Below are 20,499 nucleotides of genomic sequence, written 5' to 3'. Positions count from 1 at the left end.
CTGTTCCTTCCTGTTGTTACGCGTCGTCACCGAACCAGCAGATATTGCGTGCGGCCATAATTAGCGCGCCGGCTTTCTCATCGTCCAGCCCTTCAATATCAGTCAGGTCATCAACACCTTGTTCGGCGAGGTCTTCCAGCGTGCACACACCTTTTGCCGCCAGTTTGAATGCCAGAGCGCGTTCCATGCCTTCCAGATTCAGCAGGTCTTCAGCAGGTTCCTGATTACCCAGGCTCTCTTCTTTCGCCAGCGCTAATGTGGTCAACGCATTTTTTGCGCGGTCGCGCAGTGCTTCGATGGTCTCTTCATCTAAACCATCAATCTCAAGCAGTTCGTTGATCGGCACATAGGCCAGCTCTTCCAGTGAGGAGAAGCCTTCTTCAACCAGCACGGTGGCGAACTCTTCGTCGACATCAAGGTATTTGGTGAAGGCATCAATGGCTGCGTGTGCTTCAGCCTGATGTTTCGCCTGCAAATCATCGACGGTCATAACGTTCAGCTCCCAGCCGCTAAGCTGCGAGGCGAGACGTACGTTTTGCCCATTACGGCCAATGGCCTGAGCAAGGTTGCCTGCTTCGACGGCGATATCCATTGTATGGTTATCTTCGTCTACCACAATTGAGGCAACGTCAGCAGGCGCCATTGCATTGATTACAAACTGCGCAGGATTATCATCCCACAGCACGATATCAATGCGTTCGCCACCCAGCTCGCTGGATACCGCCTGAACACGCGCACCGCGCATACCCACGCAGGCGCCAACTGGATCAATACGCTTATCGTTGGTTTTCACCGCGATTTTAGCGCGTGAGCCCGGATCGCGAGCGGCTGCTTTAATCTCAATAACTTCTTCGCCAATTTCTGGCACTTCAATACGAAACAGCTCAATAAGCATTTCTGGCTTAGAGCGGCTGACAAACAGCTGCGCACCACGCGCTTCCGGACGAACCGCATAAAGCACGCCGCGGATACGGTCGCCTGGGCGGAAGTTTTCACGCGGCAGCATATCTTCACGCAGAATAACCGCTTCGGCATTACTGCCTAAATCAAGACTGATATTGTCGCGGTTAACTTTTTTAACAACGCCGGTAATAATCTCGCCTTCGTGCTCACGGAACTGATCGACCACCATGGCGCGTTCGGCTTCACGTACTTTTTGTACGATAACCTGTTTCGCGGTCTGCGTAGTGATACGGTCAAACGTTACCGATTCAATCTGATCTTCAACGTAATCGTCAAGATTCAGTGATTCATCTTCGTAACGCGCTGCTTCCAGCGTGATCTCACGGGTTGGCTGCGTCACTTCATTAACGATCACCCAACGACGGAACGTATCAAAATCGCCGCTCTTGCGGTCGATGCTGACGCGGACTTCAATTTCCTGCTCGTATTTTTTCTTGGTCGCTGTGGCCAGAGCGCTCTCGAGCGCCTCGAAGATTTTCTCACGTGGCAGGGACTTTTCGTTAGAAACGGCTTCTACGACAGCTAAGATCTCTTTGTTCATCCTGGTTAGCCTCAATCCGAACTTTTAAAAGTGGGGGACCAGGTTCGCTTTCTGAATGTTGCTCAGTGCGAACACTTCATCATTACCCTCGACGGTCACCGTGATCATTTCACCTTCGACAGATTTAATGATGCCCTGCCATTTACGGCGGTTCTGCACGGCCATGCGCAATACCAGACTGACTTCTTCGCCCAGGAAGCGCGTATAATGCTCGGCGGAAAAGAGTGGACGTTCCAGTCCAGGTGAGGAAACTTCAAGGTTGTAAGCAACGGTGATGGGATCTTCAACATCCATAATGGCGCTTACCTGATGGCTGACGTCTGCGCAGTCATCAACATTGATGCCGTTTTCACTATCAATGTAGATACGCAGTGTGGATGTGCGACCACGCACGAACTCAATACCCACCAATTCGTAGCCAAGCGCTTCAACCGGTGCTGAGATCAACGCTGTCAATTTCTGCTCTAATGTGGACAAGGCCACCCCCAAGACATAAAAAAAGGGCTTATAGCCCAGTGTTACGATTCCCTGATAACAAAAAACCCCGAAAATTCGGGGCTTTATGCGACTGGACCCTGTATGCCGCAATAGCGGCTCGGCACACCATCCATCAGAATTTTTTTCAAAATCCGCTGATATTGCGTCCGAAGATACACACAGTATATTTGAAAAAGAACTCTAAGGGAAAGTGGTTGCGGGGGCCGGATTTGAACCGACGACCTTCGGGTTATGAGCCCGACGAGCTACCAGGCTGCTCCACCCCGCGTCCGAAAACGTGGCGAATATTACGCCGAACATGCATAAAATGCAAGTAATACTGAGATTTGGTACCGAGGACGGGACTTGAACCCGTAAGCCCAATCGGGCACTACCACCTCAAGGTAGCGTGTCTACCAATTCCACCACCTCGGCACTTCTTTACAGACGACGACTCCACTTTCTGTCGCGTCGAATTGCGCTGACGACCTTACTGCTTACTGCGGGATATCACTGCTCGGCGTTGCCGGTTTGGCTGGCTGCGTCTGTTGAGACTGAGCCGGCGCCGTCAGATTTTCCCACTCACTTCCTTTAGCGCTTTTATTGGTGTTCAGGTTACCCAGAATCAAGCTAATGATGAAGAACAGCGCTGCTAAAATGCCGGTCATACGGGTCATGAAATTACCTGAGCCGTTTGAACCAAACAGTGTTGCAGATGCGCCTGCACCAAATGATGCTCCCATATCAGCGCCTTTGCCTTGTTGCAGCATGATCAGACCAACAAGGCCGAGGGCTACAATAAGGAAAACTACTAAAAGAGCTTCGTACATAATTAACCTGTTTCCTTGCGCGATAACTGCACATCAAAAGCTTCACACTAAACGATGGGGAATCTCGTCATCACCCATCTGAAGCGGGTGTGAATACTAACCAAAGGTGCTCACCTTCGCAAGTGCAATTTCAATCGCGCATGCTGATTGCAGAAAAAAACGCCATCCTGATGATTTAAGCGGCAAAACGCCGCTTTTTACCGGGAGTTAAGCAATAACTCAACCAGCCATCATGTTGGATCATCCACACGCATACTTACCACAGTGCCAGCGATGATTACGTAGCTCAAACACCCTGGCAAAACAGAGAATACCGCACGTCAGGCGGGCGGTATTTCATTAAGCCAAAAGCTGCACTTATATGGCTTTAACCGCATCGGCGATGCGATTGGCCAGCGCGGTAACCTGTTGCTCGTTTTCACCTTCAACCATCACGCGGATGAGCGGCTCAGTGCCCGATTTACGCAGCAATACGCGCCCTCTTCCCGCCAGTTCTTTCTCAACTTCTGCGGTAACGGCTTTAACTGATGCTTCTTCCAGCGGGTCGCTTTCGCCCGAGAAACGCACGTTGACCAGAATCTGCGGCAACAATTTCATGCCGCTGCAAAGATCGTGCAGGCTCATATGATTGCGCACAATGGCAGTGAGCACTTGCAGGCCAGCCACGATGCCGTCACCGGTGGTGGTTTTGTCCAGCAAAATGACGTGCCCAGAGTTTTCCGCACCCAGACGCCAGCCTTTCTCCTGCATTTTCTCCAGCACATAGCGATCGCCAACTTTTGCACGAACAAATGGAATGCCGAGCTGCTTTAACGCCAACTCCAGGCCCATATTGCTCATCAATGTGCCAACCACGCCGCCACGCAGTTGCCCCTGACGCAGGCCTTCACGCGCGATAATGTAGAGAATCTGGTCGCCGTCTACTTTCTCGCCAAGGTGATCAACCATCATGATGCGATCACCGTCGCCATCGTAGGCCAGGCCCAGATCGGCCTTTTCAGCGACAACGCGTTCTTGCAACATCCGTAAGTCTGTGGCACCGCACTCTTTGTTGATATTCATGCCGTCTGGCTGAGTGGCAATGGAAATCACCGTGGCGCCCAGCTCACGCAACACATTCGGAGCAATATGGTAGGTCGCACCGTTAGCACAATCCACTACGATCTTCAGACCGTTAAGGTTCAGTTCGCTGGGAAAAGTGCCTTTACAAAATTCGATATAACGGCCCGCTGCGTCCACAATACGGCTGGCGCGTCCCAACTCGGCTGATTCGACGCAGGTCAGCGGCTTTTCCATCTCCAGCTCAATCGCTTCTTCCACATCATCGGGCAGCTTGGTGCCTTCAGCAGAGAAGAACTTAATACCGTTATCATCAAACGGATTATGCGATGCCGAGATAACGATGCCCGCTTCAGCACGGAATGTACGAGTCAGATAAGCAATGGCCGGCGTTGGCATTGGGCCGGTAAACGCCGCCGAAAGACCTGCTGCTGCCAAACCGGCTTCCAGCGCGGACTCCAGCATATAGCCTGAAATACGCGTATCTTTGCCAATGATGATTTTTTTGGAGCCATGCCGTGCCAGCACTTTACCGGCCGCCCAGCCCAGCTTCAGAACGAAATCTGGCGTAATTGGCATTTCGCCTACTTTGCCGCGAATGCCATCGGTGCCGAAATATTTACGATTGCTCATGCCTGTTGTTCCTCTGCTCTCCGTGTCGCTTCGACGACTCTCATCGCCTCTACGGTTTCTTTTACATCATGAACGCGAACGATCTGCGCGCCCTGCATCGCGGCGATGACCGCACACGTCAGGCTACCGGTTAAACGCTGTGAAGGGCCGACATTCAGCAGCTGCCCGATCATCGATTTGCGCGACATGCCGACCAATAGCGGCAGTTCAAAGTGATGAAAATGGCCTAGCTGTGCCAGTAGCTGATAATTGTGGCTGAGATTTTTACCGAAACCGAAGCCGGGGTCGAGCAACAAGTTGCTCTTTTTAATGCCGGCTGTTTCGCATCTGGCGATTTGAGCAGTAAACCAGCTATCGACTTCGGCTATCACATTTTGATATTGCGGTGCCTGCTGCATCGTTTGCGGGTCACCCTGCATATGCATTAAACAAACCGGCAAACCCGTTGCCGCTGCGGCTTCCAGCGCACCGGCTTCACTCAGTGAGCGAATGTCATTGATAATGTGCGTGCCGGCCTGTGCAGCGGCGGTGATGACTTCGTGTTTTGACGTATCCACCGAAATCCATACCTCAAATCGTTGTGCGATCGCTTCGATCACCGGTATGACACGGTCAAGTTCTTCCTGCACGCTCACCGTATCAGCGCCCGGCCGCGTTGATTCGCCACCGACATCAATAATCGTTGCGCCTGCATTAACCATCTCGTTAACGTGCGTTAGCGCAGCAACCAGCGTGTTGTGTTGGCCACCATCAGAGAATGAATCAGGCGTCACATTGAGAATGCCCATCACATGGGGAAAGGATAAATCGAGATGGGAATCGCGTGCAAACAGCTTCATTTGCGTCTTCTCCTTGCGGCAACCGTTGAAAAAAGAATGAAAAAAACCCCGGACCAGCCGGGGTTTCATGATAACAAATCAGCAAGGGCTATTTGTTATATTGTTCAGACATCGTGTTGCCTGGGTTTGGCGTACGCGGGTCATCAACAGGGCGCGGCGCTTTCGGCGTGCCGTTGTTATCTGAATTACCGCTGGCACCCGGATCTTCCCAGCCTGCTGGCGGACGCACTTCGCGACGTGCCATCAGATCGTCAATTTGCGGTGCATCGATGGTTTCATACTTCATCAACGCATCTTTCATTGAGTGCAGGATATCCATATTCTCGTTGAGAATCTGGCGTGCACGCTGGTAGTTAGTTTCGATAAGGGATTTCACTTCCTGATCGATAATGCGAGCCGTTTCATCAGACATATGCTTAGCTTTTGCTACAGAACGACCGAGGAACACTTCGCCCTCTTCTTCTGCATACAGCAGCGGCCCAAGCTTCTCGGAGAAGCCCCACTGCGTCACCATGTTACGCGCCAGGTTTGTCGCCACTTTAATATCGTTGGACGCACCGGTCGATACACGTTCCACGCCGTAGATAATCTCTTCAGCCAGACGACCGCCATACAGGGTAGAAATCTGGCTTTCCAGCTTCTGACGGCTGGCGCTGATCGCGTCGCCTTCAGGCAGGAAGAAGGTCACACCCAGCGCACGGCCACGAGGAATAATCGTGACTTTATGTACCGGATCATGCTCTGGCACCAGGCGACCAATAATGGCGTGGCCTGCTTCGTGGTAAGCCGTTGACTCTTTTTGCGCTTCCGTCATCACCATTGACCGGCGCTCAGCACCCATCATGATTTTGTCTTTCGCTTTTTCGAACTCAACCATTGATACCACACGACGATTACCGCGAGCGGCAAACAGTGCAGCTTCGTTGACCAGGTTCGCAAGGTCAGCACCGGAGAAACCAGGCGTACCACGTGCAATGATTGCTGCATCGATGTCGGTTGACAGCGGTACGCGACGCATATGCACTTTCAGAATCTGTTCGCGGCCACGGACATCTGGCAAGCCAACAACAACCTGACGGTCAAAACGGCCTGGACGCAGCAGCGCAGGATCCAGTACATCAGGACGGTTAGTGGCTGCAATAACGATAATGCCTTCATTGCCTTCGAAGCCGTCCATCTCAACCAGCATCTGGTTCAACGTCTGCTCACGCTCATCGTGACCACCGCCTAAACCGGCACCACGTTGACGACCGACCGCATCGATCTCATCAATAAAGATGATACAAGGCGCGGCTTTCTTAGCCTGTTCAAACATGTCACGCACACGTGATGCGCCGACACCGACAAACATTTCAACGAAGTCAGAACCAGAAATGGTGAAGAATGGCACTTTCGCTTCGCCAGCAATCGCTTTTGCCAGCAAGGTCTTACCGGTTCCCGGTGGGCCAACCATCAGCACGCCTTTAGGAATCTTACCGCCCAGCTTCTGGAAACGGCTCGGCTCGCGCAGATATTCTACCAGTTCGCTAACTTCTTCCTTGGCCTCATCACAACCGGCAACATCGGAAAACGTGGTTTTAATCTGATCTTCCGTCAGCATGCGGGCTTTGCTTTTACCAAAGGACATTGCGCCTTTGCCGCCGCCGCCCTGCATTTGCCGCATGAAGAAGATCCAGACGCCGATTAACAGCAGCATCGGGAACCACGAAATGAAGATAGAAGCCAGCAAACTTGGCTCTTCCGGTGGCTCGCCAACAACCTTGACGTTTTTAGTCAGCAGGTTATCAAGCAGCTTTGGATCGTTTACCGGAATGTAAGTCGTATATTTGTTACTGTCTTTTTTGGTTACGTTAATCTCACGCCCGTTAATACGTGCCTCGCGGACCTGATCCTGGTTCACTTCCGACAGGAAGGTTGAGTAGTCAACCCTACGGCCATTCGACTCGCTGGGCCCAAAGCTCTGGAAGACAGACATCAGCACGACTGCGATGACTAACCAGAGAATCAGGTTTTTCGCCATGTCACTCAAGGGATTAACCTCTTATTACAACTGTGTTAACAGACAGCGTAGGGCACGCTATATCCTTTGTCGCTAAAATCGCCTTAAAAAGGCAATGATTTCAGCTTATGGCTATGGTTTGCGCCCTGTCGCTACAATATACACTTCACGCGATCTGGAGCGCGAAGCGTCCGGCTTACGAATTTTCACTTTCGTAAACAGGGAGCGAATTTCCCGCAGGTATTCATCGAAGCCATCTCCCTGAAACACTTTCACTACAAAACTCCCACCCGGCGCCAGTACATCTCGACACATCTCGAGCGCCAGTTCAACCAAATACATCGATCGTGGAATATCTACGGCAGGTGTGCCGCTCATATTAGGTGCCATATCTGACATGACAACCTGAACTTTTGACTCCCCTACTCGCTCCAGTAAAGCAGCAAGTACGGCTTCGTCGCGGAAATCACCCTGAAGGAAATCAACACCAACGATAGGATCCATAGGCAGAAGATCGAGGGCAATGATGCGCCCTTTGTTGCCGATTTGGGTCACCACATACTGTGACCAGCCACCCGGCGCCGCGCCTAAATCGACGACGGTCATGTTGGGCTTGAAAATCTTGTCGCCCTGCTGGATTTCATCAAGTTTAAACCAGGCGCGTGACCGCAACCCTTTTTTCTGTGCCTGTAGCACATATTTATCGCTAAAGTGTTCCTGCAGCCAGCGGCTTGAGCTGGCCGAACGCTTTTTACCCGTCATACTTTTTCCAACTATTCTTCATCGATGCGATAAATAACCGCACAAATCGGCACGCCGATTTGGTGATATACCAGAGATGGCGGTAGAATGAACCGTTTTCAATCCCAAAGTAAGTAAAAAATACGATGAATCTGAGTACCAAACAAAAACAGCACCTGAAAGGTCTTGCCCATCCACTGAAACCTGTCGTGATGCTGGGTAACAATGGCCTGACCGAAGGTGTGCTGGCCGAAATCGAACAGGCGCTTGAACACCACGAGCTGATCAAAGTGAAAATTGCCACTGAAGATCGCGAAACCAAAAATCTGGTTGTCGAGGCTATCGTGCGCGAAACACGCGCCAGTAACGTTCAGGTCATTGGCAAAACGCTGGTGCTGTTCCGCCCTTCTAAAGAGAGCAAAATTTCTCTACCGCGTTAAGCGCGAGAGAAAGTGACACGCTCCAGCCAGGGATAAAAGGCCGCACCGCGGCCTTTTTCCTTTCTTTACAATGCGTCGCGCTTATCAGCGTAACAGAAGTGCTTAGAGATACTCTACCTTCAGAATCTCATACTCGACGTCGCCACCTGGTGTTTTGACCACGGTCACATCATCCACTTCTTTACCAATCAGTCCGCGCGCCATCGGTGAGTTCACCGAAATCAGATTTTGCTTAAAGTCTGCTTCATCGTCGCCGACGATGCGATAGGTCGCTTCTTCATCGGTATCGACATTCAGCACGCTAACGGTTGACCCGAAAATGACTCGCCCGTTGGCATTCATTTTCGTGACATCAATAACCTGCGCATTAGAGAGTTTTGCTTCAATCTCCTGAATGCGGCCTTCACAGAATCCCTGCTCTTCACGCGCAGCATGGTATTCCGCGTTCTCTTTCAAATCGCCATGCTCACGCGCATCAGCAATTGAGGCAATAATTCGGGGGCGCTTAACGGTTTTCAGCTCTTCAAGCTCTTCACGCAGCTTTTCTGCGCCCCTTAACGTCATCGGAATTTGGTTCATCTTGATACCCTCGTTGTCGTTCCTGTTTATACCAGGTGTCCATCCTGACAGCTGAACGCAAAAGTCACCTTCTGCAGCGCCTACACAGGTTTTGCAAACAAAAGTATCCTGACCCGGAAAAGTTTCCAGGCCAGGAAATGGTTTTGCATTTTGATACGTATTTTAACCCAGAGTTCAGCTTGGGTCATCGTTTACTTTCCACCTCAATGCACCGTAGTATGGTCGCCTTCTTCCGTCAGTTACCGCGAGATTATGCGATTTTCACGACTTGTTACCGGATTAACCTGCGCATTTATGCTGCAAGCCCAGGCAGCTCCCATTGAGGATTACATGCAGTATTTGCCTGATGGCGCGAACCTCGCACTGATGGTACAAAAAGTAGGCGCATCGGCACCGATTATCGATTACCACAGCAAACAGATGGCCCTGCCCGCCAGCACCATGAAAGTGGTGACCGCGCTGGCCGCACTGCTTGAGCTGGGTCCCGATTTTCGTTTCCAGACGACGCTGGAAACGCATGGCTCACTTTCTGACGGCACCTTAAACGGCGATCTAATCGCGCGCTTTGGCGGTGACCCAACGCTCGGCCGTCAGGACACCCGCAATATGGTGGCGCAGCTTAAAAAGCAGGGCATCACGCATATCAAAGGTAACCTGGTGATCGATACCTCGGTCTTTGCCAGCCACGATGAAGCACCCGGCTGGCCATGGAACGATTTGACCCAATGTTTTAGCGCACCCCCCGCCGCGGCAATTATAGACAAAAACTGCTTTTCCGTGTCGCTCTACAGTTCGCCGACCGCTGGCGAAAATGCCTTTATCCGCGTTGCCGATTACTATCCGGTAACCATGTTCAGCCAGGTGAAAACGCTGGGTAAGAACTCTGGTGAAGCGCAGTACTGTGAACTTGATGTGGTGCCGGGCGAACTGAACCGCTACACGCTCACTGGCTGTATGCGCCAGCGTGCTGAACCGCTGCCGCTGGCCTTCGCTATTCAGGATGGTGCAGCCTGGTCAGGCGCGATTCTTAAAGCCCAATTACGCGCTGCCGATATCGACATCAGCGGTCACGTGGTGCGTCAGACGCGTGAAACCCCTGCCGGTACCGTGCTGGCACAAAAACAGTCAGCGCCGTTGCATGATCTGTTAAAAACCATGTTGAAAAAGTCAGACAACATGATCGCCGACACCGTTTTCCGCACCATTGGCCATCACTATTTTAACGTGCCCGGTACCTGGCGTGCGGGATCGGATGCGGTGCGCCGGATTTTGCAGGCCAAAGCGGGCGTTGATATGGGCAACAGCATTCAGGTTGATGGCTCAGGGCTGTCACGTCACGATTTGATCGCACCTGACACCATGATGCAGGTGTTGCAGTACATTGCGAAAAATGATCAGACGCTCAACTATATTTCGATGCTGCCGTTAGCGGGCTACGATGGCACGTTACGTTATCGCGGCGGTCTACACGAAGCGGGAGTGGATGGCAAAGTGTCGGCGAAAACTGGCTCGTTGCAGGGCGTTTATAATCTGGCGGGTTTTATCACCACCGCCAGCGGTCAGCGCGTGGCCTTTGTGCAGTTCCTGTCAGGTTATGCCGTGCCGCCAGAAGATCAGCGTATTCGCAGAGTGCCGCTGGTGCGATTTGAAAGCCGTCTCTACAAAGATATCTACAGTAATAACTGAGGCTGAGTGCATTAGTCACAGGATAAACAGGGCGGCGCAATGCCGCCCTGTTCGATCAGAAGTGCGTATTGACGCTAACGTAGTAAGTGCGGCCTGATTCGTTGTAGGTGTTGGCACCCGCGCCATACATCCAGGCGTTGGTCGCCGAGTTGCCGGTGGTCTGCGCATTGCCTTCACGATAATGCCGCTTATCAAACAGGTTATCGACGCCCAGCGTCACGCTGGCGTACTTATTAACATCATACGTGCCGCTCAGGCCAACGATAGAGTACGGGCTCACCTCATCTTTCTCACTGCCGGTAACCGCATCACCTTTGTAATTATACTTCTTCGGCGTTTGCGTGCCGTACCAGGTGAGGGTTGATTGCAGGGAAAGATCTGGCATAGCCTGCCAGCTCAACGTTGAGTTGAGGGTATATTCCGGAATAATCGACAGGCGATCGCCGGTCTCTTTGTTTTTACTCTGCAGCATATAAGTGATGTTGTTGTTCCAGCTGATGCTGTCGCTGACCGGCAAATTCAGCGTACCTTCCAGGCCTTCAACCACCGCTTTAGGGACATTTTCCCATTTATAAACATCAGCTGCGCCGCCTGAGGAAACGCCATCCGGCGTGTAGCCCGCCTCAATTTTGTCGCGATAGTCGTTGCGGAACCAGGTGACGCCCGCCTGATAACCGTCATGTTTCCATTCCAGCCCGACTTCTTTATTGATGCTGGTTTCGGCTTTCAGATCGTCGTTACCCATCAGATAACAGGCACCCGCGCTGTCGGCACAGCCCTGGCCACGACTGTAGAGCAGATAGTTGGGGTTGGTTTGATAGAGACTTGGCGCTTTATAAGCCCGCGCAATGCCCAGTTTCAGCGTGACATCATCGCCCAGCCCCTGCGACAGGTTCAGCGACGGACTCCAGTTATTGCCGACAATCGAGTGGTGATCGAAGCGCAGTCCCGGCACCAGCATGGTGCTGTCGGTGAGCTCAATATTGTCTTCCGCGAACAGCGAGAAAATCTCTGCCTGCGAATAAGGGCTGCGATCAGTGCCGGAAATCCCGTCCACCGCGCCGCTCATAAAGGTTTGCGTGTTGGATGACGCATCCTTCATCTTCTGCTGATTCCACTCGGTGCCGAAGGTGGCGGTTTGATTCACGCCCAGTTCGAAAGGTACGCTGATTTCACTGTGCAACAGCACGTCGTTTAGCTCAATGGTGGAGAAGTCGCTGTTGGCGAAGATCCCTTCTGTTCCACCAGCCAGCCCTTCATTCATACGCGAGTTACGTGTGTTCTCATACTGAGCGTAACTGCGGGTGCTGATGCCATTATCCCAGGCGCCGGTCCAGGTCAGCGCAAAGTTCTGGCGATAGAGCCGATTGGTTTCATCGCCGTACTTGCTCTGCACCAGCGCGCTGGTATTGGTGTTTTGCGTATCGCCAGCATAGAGGTTGCCCTGGCGGCTGTAGCCCGCCTCGAACTCCAGCGCCTGCATCGGAGCAAAAGCCCAGCGCAGCAGCGCATTGATGTCTTTATTGACCACACCTTCGCGCCCGGCGGGTACAGTGCTGGCGTAGCTGCCGGTCCGCAACGACTGATGGCCTTCATTGATAAACTGCGCATCGGCCTGGGTTTTTGCCAGGCCGCCATACAGCCGGAAGCTGACATCATCGCCGAGCGGGCCCGAAAGGCTGAAGTTAGTGCGTTTGGTGGCACCCTCTTCATCATGTTGCGGCACGTTGTAATAGGTGTTCCACGATCCATGCCAGTGGTTGGTGTCTTTTTTGGTGATGATATTGACCACGCCGCCCGCGGCACCGTTACCGTAGCGCGCGGCGGCCGGTCCACGAATCACCTCAATGTGGTCAATCATCTCCGGCGGCACCCAGCTGCTGTCGCCGCGGGTATCACGCTCGCCGCGCCAGCCGAGTCGCACCGAGTTGCGGCTGCTTATCGGCAGGCCGTCCACCATGATCAGCGTGTTTTCCGGGCCCATGCCGCGAATGTCGATCTGCCGGTTATTACCTCGCTGACCGCTGGTAGAGTTGCCGGTCAGGTTAACGCCCGGCATGGTACGGATAATCTCGGAGACGTCGCGCGCCGGTGGCCGCTTCCTGATCTCATCAGCCGTAATAGTCGAAACGCCAGGCGCCTGCATATTCTGCTGGGCCGCGGTGACCACCAGCGTGCCATTTTCAGCATCCGTTTGATCGGTAGTCGTACTGTCTTCGGCCGCATGCGCGCCACCGATAAGCCCCAGTTCAAGCAAAACAGCAAAAGAGAGTCGGGAGAGTTTTTTCATTATGTTATTCCTGAGCAACCTGCGTCGGAGAATGGACGCGGTAACACGATGATGTCGTTTGATAATCCTGCCCGGGAGTGCTTTTCCGCGGTCGTCAGCCAACGCTGAAAACACCGACATGCCACTGCGGATAGTGCGGAAAAAAGCCGCGCCTGAACGGGCGGAAACACCCTATTGCAAATGCAAATAATTATCAATAGTATTATTCATTACATTATCGCGGGCCGCTTACGCGGAAGAAATGACACACGCTGTATGACGTTATTAAGTAATGAGACCGGCAGTGAAAGCTGGTGGCAGGCGCAAAAACAGGCGGGTATTCCGCGAATTGAACCGGCAGACGATCGCCATTTTCGCGTCACGTTCTTCTGGCGCGACGCCGACGGTAGTGAAGCAACCTCTCCTCTGCGCCGCGTCTGGCTGAATATTACCGGCGTCACCGATCATCATCAGCGTGCTGTTCCACGCTCACTGCAGCGCGTAACCGGCACCGACGTCTGGCTGGGAAGCTATCTGCTCCCAGCAACCTGGCGTGGCAGTTACAGCCTGATTCCCGATCGCCAGGCGCGCGATTTTAACGGCGAGCCGGACATGATGACGCTGCGTGCCTGGTGGCGTGACTTGCTTCCTGCCGCCCAGGTCGATTCGTTAAATCCTCTACGCAGCTGGTGCGGCGGACGCGGCAATGGCGTGTCGCCGTTGCATATGCCGCTCGCGCCCGATCAGCAACTCTGGGAGGCGGTAGATCGGGGCGAGGAAACGCACATCGCGCCGCCACATGACTGGCAGAGTGCGCGTTTGGGCAATCGGCGCCGTATCTGGATCATCGAGACCGGCGCACCGCACGCCGATCGCCCCCTGGCTATCCTGCTGGATGGGCAGTTCTGGGCAACAAAGATGCCCATCGCCGGCCCCTTGCATACGCTGACGCAGCGCGGCGACCTGCCGTCCGCGGTTTACATTCTGATTGACGTCATTGATACCGCTCACCGCAGCGCCGAGCTGCCCTGCAATGCCGATTTCTGGCTGGCGGCTCAACAGGAACTGCTGCCGAAGGTGCAGACCACGATTCCCTTTACCGCCGATCCACAACAAACGCTGGTGGCGGGCCAGAGCTTTGGCGGCCTGTCAGCGGTGTATGCGGCACTGCACTGGCCACAGCGTTTCGGCGCGGCAATCAGCCAATCGGGATCGTTCTGGTGGCCCGATCGGGCACTTAATGCGGCGGATCAACAGCCTGGCTGGCTCAACGGTCAGATCGCCGCCGGTTTGGGGCAAGGCCAGGCACAACGTTTCTTTATTGAGGCAGGTAGCCGGGAACCTCTGGTGCTCACCGCCAACCACGATCTTCATCATCAGCTGACCGATGCCGGACATCAGGTCAACTATCGCCTGGTTGAAGGCGGCCACGATGCGCTGTGCTGGCGCGGTGGCTTGCTCGATGGGCTAACGTCGCTGTGGCAACGGTGCTAACCGTCACACCAACGGGTTTTATTGCAGGAGAATGACATGGAACATCTCAACCCTTTTGACGATGCGCAGCTGGAGTGCCAGGTGCTGAGTAACGCACGACGGCAATACAGCCTGTGGCCCGCTGGCTATCCGCTGCCTGCGGGCTGGCAGCCGGTATTTGGACCACAACCGCGCGCCGCCTGCGACAGCTGGCTGGCTCAACACTGGCAGGAGCCTACGCAAATCGGGGGTCATCATCATGTCTGAAACATTAACGCCACAGCACGCGGTGCAGCTGGCACCGATGCCGCTGGTTGCTGCCCAGCCCGGTATCTGGATGGCCGATCAGCTCTCTGCGCAACATAACGCCTTCGCTGTCGCTCATTACGTCGAACTGAATGGTCCTCTCGATCTGTCGTACCTGTCACAGGCGGTCGTGCTCGGCATGCAGGAAGCGGATACGCTGAATATGGCGTTTGGCGAGCGGGATGGTGTGCCCGTGCAGTGGCCGCAGCCGCAATCGTTCAGCGCCCCGGCGATGCACGATTTGCGTCAGCACGCCGATCCGGTTGCCGCCGCGCGCCAGCTGATGCAGCAGGATATGGCAGGCGATCTGCGTGTGCTGAGCGGTGCGCCGCTCTGGCATCATCAGATTCTGCGCGTTGGCGAGCAGCGCTGGTTCTGGTATCAACGCTTTCATCATCTGGTGGTGGACGGCTTTAGCTTTACCGCCCTGACCCGCCGCATTGCGGCGATCTACAGCGCGTTATGCCAGCAACGGCCGCCCGAGCCGACGCCGTTTATCCCTTTCCGTGAGGTAGTGGAAGAGTATCAGCGCTATCAGGCGTCCGCCGCATGGCAGCGTGACCAGGCGTTCTGGCAGCAGCAGGGCGCGCTTCTGCCGCCGCCTGCGTCCATTTCCCTGAAGCCGCTAAGCGGCGAAACCGCCAGTACCACCATTCTGCGCGAAACGATCGCGCTGCCACGTGATGCCTTCAGCGCATTGGTGGCAGAAGGTCAGCAACAGCACCTTAGCGCCGCAGATATGGCGATCGGTCTGGTGGCGCTATGGCTGGCGCGTCTCAGTGGACAAAACGATTTTTCAGCCGGCTTCATCTTTATGCGCCGCATCGGATCGGCGGCGCTCTGCGCGACCGGACCGGTGATTAACGTATTGCCGCTGGCCGTGCAGCTTGATGACAGCCAGCCGTTAAGCGCTTTTGCCGCCTCGCTGGCCGATCGCCTGAAAAAGCTGCGTCGTCATCAACGCTATGACGCCGAACAGGTGCAGCGCGATCTCGGTCGTATTGGCGACGGCGAGCCGCTTTATGGCCCGGTAATCAACCTGAAGATGTTTGATTATCGCCTTGATTTTGCAGGTGTTGAGGGCATCACCCATCAGCTGGCTTCCGGGCCGGTGCGCGATCTGGAAATTGCGATCTATCTCAGCGAACAGGGCGATATCTCGCTGGAGCTGCTGGCCAACGCCGCGCGTTATGACCACGCCACGTTGCAGCAGCACGCGCGCCGCCTGCCGCTGATGCTGCAACAACTGGCAGCCCAGCCAACGCTGAGCTGCGCGGCAGTCGATCTGTTGATGCCGGAAGAACAGCAGCGTATTGACGACATCAACCACACCGCGCAGCCGCTGCCTGCTGAAACGCTGGCCAGCCTGCTGGCAAAACAGGCGGCGCGCACGCCTCAGGCGCCTGCGCTGGCGGATGCGCGGCACCGGCTAACCTATCAACAAAATCATCAGCAGGTGATCGCTCTGGCGCAACAGCTGCTGGCAGCGGGCGTGACACGTGGTGACATTGTTGCCGTTGCCCTGCCCCGATCGGTATTTGTTTCGCTGGCTCTACAGGCAATCGTCAGCGTGGGTGCCGTCTGGCTACCGCTTGATACCGGTTATCCCGACGATCGCCTGGCGTTGATGCTTGAGGATGCTGCGCCGCGCCTGTTGCTTACCGACAGCGCGCTGGCCCAGCGTTTTGCTGTGCTGGCCGCGGTGGATCAACTGCATTATCAGGCGCTGCTGCCGGTAGTCGAGGCGAGTCCGTTGCCGATGCCAACGCCGCAAGATGCCGCCTATGTGATCTATACCTCTGGCTCAACCGGCCGCCCTAAAGGCGTGGTGGTAGGCCATGAAGCGATCGTCAATCGTCTGCTCTGGATGCAGGATCGCTATCCGCTGAACGCCACCGATGTGGTGCTGCAAAAAACACCTGGCAGTTTCGACGTGTCGGTGTGGGAATTTTTCTGGCCGCTGCTGGTGGGCGCGCAGTTGGTGATGGCACCGCCGGAAGCGCATCGCGATCCTGAGGCGTTGCAACAGCTGTTCAGCCAGCATCGGATCACCACCACGCACTTTGTGCCGTCGATGCTGGCCGCATTTATGGCGTCGCTGACCGATGATGAAGCGGTGGCGCGCTGCGCCAGCCTGCGCCAGGTTTTCTGCAGCGGTGAAGCCTTGCCCACCGCGCTGTGCCGACAATGGGAACAGCTTACCGCCGTGCCGCTGCATAATCTGTATGGACCGACGGAAGCCGCGGTGGATGTTAGCTGGTATCCGGCATTTGGCCCTGAGCTGGCGGCGGTGACCGGCGCCAGCGTACCGATCGGTTTTCCGGTGTGGAATACTGGATTGCGCATTCTTAATTCACGCTTGCAGCCGGTACCGCCGGGCATCGCGGGCGATCTCTATCTCACCGGCATCCAGCTGGCGCAGGGTTATCTGGCGCGTCCCGATCTCACCGCCAGCCGCTTTGTGGCCGATCCTTTCCAGCCGGGCGAGCGCATGTATCGCACCGGCGACGTGGCACGCTGGCTGCCTGATGGCGCGGTGGAATACCTTGGACGCAGCGATGATCAGCTCAAAATTCGTGGTCAGCGCATTGAGCTCAATGAGATCGATCATGCGCTGTGCTCCCTGCCTGGCATTGAACAGGCGGTTACGCACGCCTGCATACTGGGCCAGCAGGATGCCGCTCAGGGCGATGCCCGCCAGTTAGTGAGCTATGTGATTGCCCGCGATCCTGTCGACGGCGATGCACTGCGCCAGCAGCTAGCCACACTGCTACCGGCGCATATGGTGCCAGTCGCCATCGTTCAGCTGGCGGAATTTCCGCTGAGCGTTAACGGCAAGCTGAACCGCAACGCGCTGCCGCTGCCTACTCAACAGGCAGCCCATGCCAGCCGTGCGCCACTGCCTGGCATCGAACAGCAGATCGCTGCGGCATTCTGCCAGCTACTGGGCTGCGAAAGCGTTAGCGCCGACGACGATTTCTTTGCCCTCGGCGGCCATTCACTGCTGGCGATGCGGCTGGCCGCGGGCCTGCGCAAAACCCTGAACCGTCCGGTCAGCGTTGGCCAGATCATGATTGCATCAACGGTGGCCAAACTGGCCCGGCAGCTAACAGAAAATGCAGAAGAGGCGGTAGCGGCTGGCTTCGACGCGGTGCTGCCGCTCCGTGAAAGCACCGGCCCACGGCTGTTCTGCTTCCATCCGGCATCCGGCTTTGCCTGGCAGTTCAGCGTGCTGCAGCGCTATATCGATCCACGCTGGTCGCTGACCGGCATTCAGTCGCCGCATCCGCATGGGCCTTTGCAACACAGCGCGCACCTTGATGCGGTATGCGATGCGCATCTGGCGACCGTGCGCCGCGTGCAGCCGCAGGGGCCTTACTACTTCATCGGCTATTCGCTCGGCGGTACGCTGGCGCAGGGCATCGCGGCGCGTTTACAGGCGCTCGGCGAAGAGGTGGCGTTCCTCGGCCTGCTCGATACCTGGCCACCGGAAACGCAGAACTGGGATGAGCGGCGCGGTGAGAACGTACTGGATCAGGCGGTACTGGATGAGGTTAATCGTGAGCGTGAGCAGTTTCTTGCTGCACAGCGTAATGCCGCAGGCGAGGAGATGGCAGAGCTGTTCAGCACCATAGAGGCTAACTATGCTGATTCGGTGCGCCTGCTGACCACCGCACGCAGCGCCTGTTTTTCCGGTAAGGCGACGTTATTTCTTGCGGAGGAGACGCAGCAGCCGGGCCAGGATCCGCAACGCGCCTGGGCGCCCTTTGTCGGCAGCCTTGAGATCTGGCCGCAGCCCTGTGCGCATGTCGATATCATTTCGCCACCGATATTTACCCGCCTTGGACCGCAGTTGAACCAGCTGCTCAGCCGGTTCTGACTTTTACGCCGCCGCGAGGCGGCGTTATTTCTTCCGGCCCAGCGGCACAATCAGCGGCGTGTGAGAAACCGGATCGTCGATAATGGTACAGCGCAGCCCAAATACCGCTTCTATCAACGCTTCATTGACGATCGCTTTTGGCGCTCCCTCTGCCAGAATCTGCCCGTCGCGCATGGCGATTAAATGTGTGGCGTAACGGCAGGCGTGATTCAGATCGTGCAGCACCACCACCAGCGTGCGTCGATGGCGTTGGTTAAGATCCTGCATTAGCTCCAGCAGTTCAATTTGATGAGCAATATCAAGCCAGGTGGTCGGCTCATCGAGCAGCAATAACGGCGTTTGCTGCGCCAGCACCATGGCGATCCATACGCGCTGTCGCTGGCCGCCGGAGAGCGTATCCACCGTTTGTTGCGCCAGGTTTGCCACGCCGGTGGCCTGCATCGCTTCCTGAACCGCCTGTTCATCGGCCGCCTGCCAGCGGCTGAACAGCGACTGATGCGGGTAACGTCCGCGCGCCACCAGTTCGCTGACGGTGATGCCGTCTGGCGCGGTCGAGGTTTGTGGCAGCAGGCCTAACCGACGCGCCACCTCTTTAGTGGGATAACGCGCTATCGCTTCGCCATCAAGAAACACCTCGCCCGCCTGCGGTTTCATCAGGCGGCTCAGGGTGCGCAACAGCGTCGACTTACCGCAGGCGTTTGGCCCAATGATCACCGTAAGCTCACCATCGGGAATGGTCACCGACAGATCGCGGGCAATAAGGCGTTTTTCATAGCCGAGCGTGAGCCGTTCGGCTCGCAGACGTGAATTCATTTGCGTCGTGACTCCCGCACCAGTAAAGCCAGTAAATAGAGACCGCCAAGGCTAACGGTGATCACACCGACCGGCAGCTGATAAGGCTGAAACAGCCGCTGGGCAGCGAAATCCGCGCCCAGCAGCAGCAGCGCACCGCACAGCGCTGACATCGGCAACAGCAGCCGCAAACCGCCACCCAGGCGGCGGGCGATCTGCGGTGCCACCAGCGCCACAAAGGAGACAGGGCCAACCAGCGCAGTCGCCGCCGCGGTAAGCATCACACCCACCAGCATCAGCAGCATGCGCGTTCGTTCAACCGGTACGCCCAGCGCGCAGGCGCTTTCATCGCCCATCTCCAGCAGCCGCATGCGACGCGCCAACAGACCTGCGCCCAGCAGCGCCATCACAATCAAAGTGCCAGTCAGCGGCAATTTCGCCCAGGTTAAGCCATTCAGGGAACCGGCGCTCCATAACCCGGCACTCAGCGCGGCATCCAGTGAGGCGCTGATCACTAGCCAGCTGTTGAACGCCATTAACAGCGCCCGTATGCCGATGCCAACGATAATCAGGCGAAAGGTATCGACGCCGTTACGCCAGGCGAGCAGCCATACCAGTAGCGCGGTGGCGATACCGCCCACCATAGCGGCTGCGGTCATGCCGCCCATGCTCTGGTCAAACAGCACCAGCGCGACCAGCACACCGGTATAGGCGCCGGTGTTAAAACCGAGAATATCCGGGCTGCCGAGGGGATTACGTAACAGCGACTGAAAAATAGCACCGCTGACGCCGAGCGCCGCGCCAATCAGCAGCGCCGTCAACACGCGAGGCAGCCGCCAGTCGATCACGATCAACGCCACATTGCGCGGCGCGCTACCGGTCAGTGCCTGCCAGACCTGAGCAGAGGTGAACGCCAGATTACCGCTTTGTAGCGCCAGCATACCCAGCGCAAAACACGCCGCCAGCAGCAGCCATGGCCAGAGAGCACGCAT

16 protein-coding genes and 2 tRNA genes are annotated in these 20,499 nt (G+C 55.7%); 5 read left to right on the top strand and 13 right to left on the bottom strand.

Annotated elements, in window-relative coordinates; translation table 11 throughout:
• Positions 1-16: 16 nt before the first annotated feature.
• The 9 genes from nusA to rlmE form a co-directional block, all read right to left on the bottom strand.
• Complete coding sequence (gene nusA / locus EM595_RS02535) at positions 17-1,504, bottom strand: transcription termination factor NusA (protein WP_067427568.1); 1,488 nt, start codon at positions 1,502-1,504, stop codon at positions 17-19.
• A gap of 24 nt (positions 1,505-1,528) precedes the next feature.
• A complete protein-coding gene (rimP, locus tag EM595_RS02530; protein ID WP_067427566.1) occupies positions 1,529-1,981 on the bottom strand; it encodes a ribosome maturation factor RimP in 453 nt (150 codons plus the stop codon).
• A gap of 212 nt (positions 1,982-2,193) precedes the next feature.
• Positions 2,194-2,270, bottom strand: a tRNA-Met gene (locus tag EM595_RS02525).
• A gap of 59 nt (positions 2,271-2,329) precedes the next feature.
• Positions 2,330-2,416, bottom strand: a tRNA-Leu gene (locus EM595_RS02520).
• Between the two features lie 62 nt (positions 2,417-2,478).
• Positions 2,479-2,811: a preprotein translocase subunit SecG gene (gene secG / locus EM595_RS02515; RefSeq protein WP_067427564.1), complete on the bottom strand. Its 333-nt coding sequence runs from the start codon at positions 2,809-2,811 to the stop codon at positions 2,479-2,481.
• A 357-nt stretch (positions 2,812-3,168) separates the two neighbouring features.
• Complete coding sequence (gene glmM / locus EM595_RS02510) at positions 3,169-4,503, bottom strand: phosphoglucosamine mutase (protein WP_067427563.1); 1,335 nt, start codon at positions 4,501-4,503, stop codon at positions 3,169-3,171.
• Positions 4,500-5,342, bottom strand: coding sequence for a dihydropteroate synthase (folP, locus tag EM595_RS02505; protein WP_067427561.1), 843 nt, complete (start codon positions 5,340-5,342; stop codon positions 4,500-4,502). Before folP ends, glmM begins: the two co-directional genes overlap by 4 nt.
• 88 nt (positions 5,343-5,430) lie before the next feature.
• A complete protein-coding gene (gene ftsH, locus EM595_RS02500; RefSeq protein WP_067427559.1) occupies positions 5,431-7,362 on the bottom strand; it encodes an ATP-dependent zinc metalloprotease FtsH in 1,932 nt (643 codons plus the stop codon).
• A gap of 111 nt (positions 7,363-7,473) precedes the next feature.
• A complete protein-coding gene (gene rlmE / locus EM595_RS02495) occupies positions 7,474-8,103 on the bottom strand; it encodes a 23S rRNA (uridine(2552)-2'-O)-methyltransferase RlmE (protein WP_067427557.1) in 630 nt (209 codons plus the stop codon).
• A gap of 125 nt (positions 8,104-8,228) precedes the next feature.
• Here rlmE and yhbY point away from each other — a divergent pair, with 125 nt between their 5' ends.
• Positions 8,229-8,522, top strand: a complete 294-nt coding sequence (yhbY, locus tag EM595_RS02490) for a ribosome assembly RNA-binding protein YhbY (protein WP_067427555.1) — start codon at positions 8,229-8,231, stop codon at positions 8,520-8,522.
• Between the two features lie 102 nt (positions 8,523-8,624).
• On the opposite strand, the gene greA is transcribed toward yhbY, so the two are convergent.
• Positions 8,625-9,101, bottom strand: a complete 477-nt coding sequence (gene greA / locus EM595_RS02485) for a transcription elongation factor GreA (protein ID WP_067427553.1) — start codon at positions 9,099-9,101, stop codon at positions 8,625-8,627.
• 252 nt (positions 9,102-9,353) lie between these two features.
• Here greA and dacB point away from each other — a divergent pair, with 252 nt between their 5' ends.
• Complete coding sequence (dacB, locus tag EM595_RS02480) at positions 9,354-10,787, top strand: serine-type D-Ala-D-Ala carboxypeptidase (RefSeq protein ID WP_067427551.1); 1,434 nt, start codon at positions 9,354-9,356, stop codon at positions 10,785-10,787.
• Positions 10,788-10,842: 55 nt separating this feature from the next.
• Here dacB and EM595_RS02475 read toward each other — a convergent pair whose 3' ends face one another.
• The gene (locus EM595_RS02475; protein WP_067427549.1) at positions 10,843-13,077 is read right to left on the bottom strand and encodes a TonB-dependent siderophore receptor; all 2,235 of its coding nucleotides are present in this window, start codon (positions 13,075-13,077) and stop codon (positions 10,843-10,845) included.
• 255 nt (positions 13,078-13,332) lie between these two features.
• On the opposite strand from EM595_RS02475, the gene fes reads away from it, so the two are divergent.
• Genes fes through EM595_RS02460 form a run of 3 tightly spaced genes read left to right on the top strand, consistent with a single transcriptional unit; the run spans position 13,333 to position 18,715 of the window.
• Positions 13,333-14,550: an enterochelin esterase gene (gene fes / locus EM595_RS02470; protein ID WP_067427547.1), complete on the top strand. Its 1,218-nt coding sequence runs from the start codon at positions 13,333-13,335 to the stop codon at positions 14,548-14,550.
• Positions 14,551-14,586: 36 nt separating this feature from the next.
• Positions 14,587-14,796 carry an MbtH family protein gene (locus EM595_RS02465; RefSeq protein WP_067427545.1) on the top strand — a complete coding sequence of 70 codons (210 nt, stop codon included), beginning with the start codon at positions 14,587-14,589 and terminating at the stop codon, positions 14,794-14,796.
• Entirely contained in the window at positions 14,789-18,715 is a 3,927-nt protein-coding gene (locus EM595_RS02460; protein WP_067427543.1) for an enterobactin synthase subunit F, read from the top strand. Before EM595_RS02465 ends, EM595_RS02460 begins: the two co-directional genes overlap by 8 nt.
• Positions 18,716-18,739: 24 nt before the next feature.
• On the opposite strand, the gene EM595_RS02455 is transcribed toward EM595_RS02460, so the two are convergent.
• Together EM595_RS02455 and fepG are read right to left on the bottom strand one after the other, a co-directional pair.
• Positions 18,740-19,528 carry an ATP-binding cassette domain-containing protein gene (locus EM595_RS02455; protein ID WP_067427541.1) on the bottom strand — a complete coding sequence of 263 codons (789 nt, stop codon included), beginning with the start codon at positions 19,526-19,528 and terminating at the stop codon, positions 18,740-18,742.
• Positions 19,525-20,499, bottom strand: a complete 975-nt coding sequence (gene fepG, locus EM595_RS02450; protein ID WP_067427539.1) for an iron-enterobactin ABC transporter permease — start codon at positions 20,497-20,499, stop codon at positions 19,525-19,527. The genes EM595_RS02455 and fepG overlap by 4 nt, the downstream gene beginning before the upstream one ends.

Origin of the sequence: Duffyella gerundensis (assembly GCF_001517405.1) — a bacterium.
Classification (GTDB): Bacteria; Pseudomonadota; Gammaproteobacteria; order Enterobacterales; family Enterobacteriaceae; genus Duffyella; species Duffyella gerundensis.
Note: the sequence above shows the minus strand (reverse complement) of the source record. Positions and strands in the feature narration are given on the sequence as shown.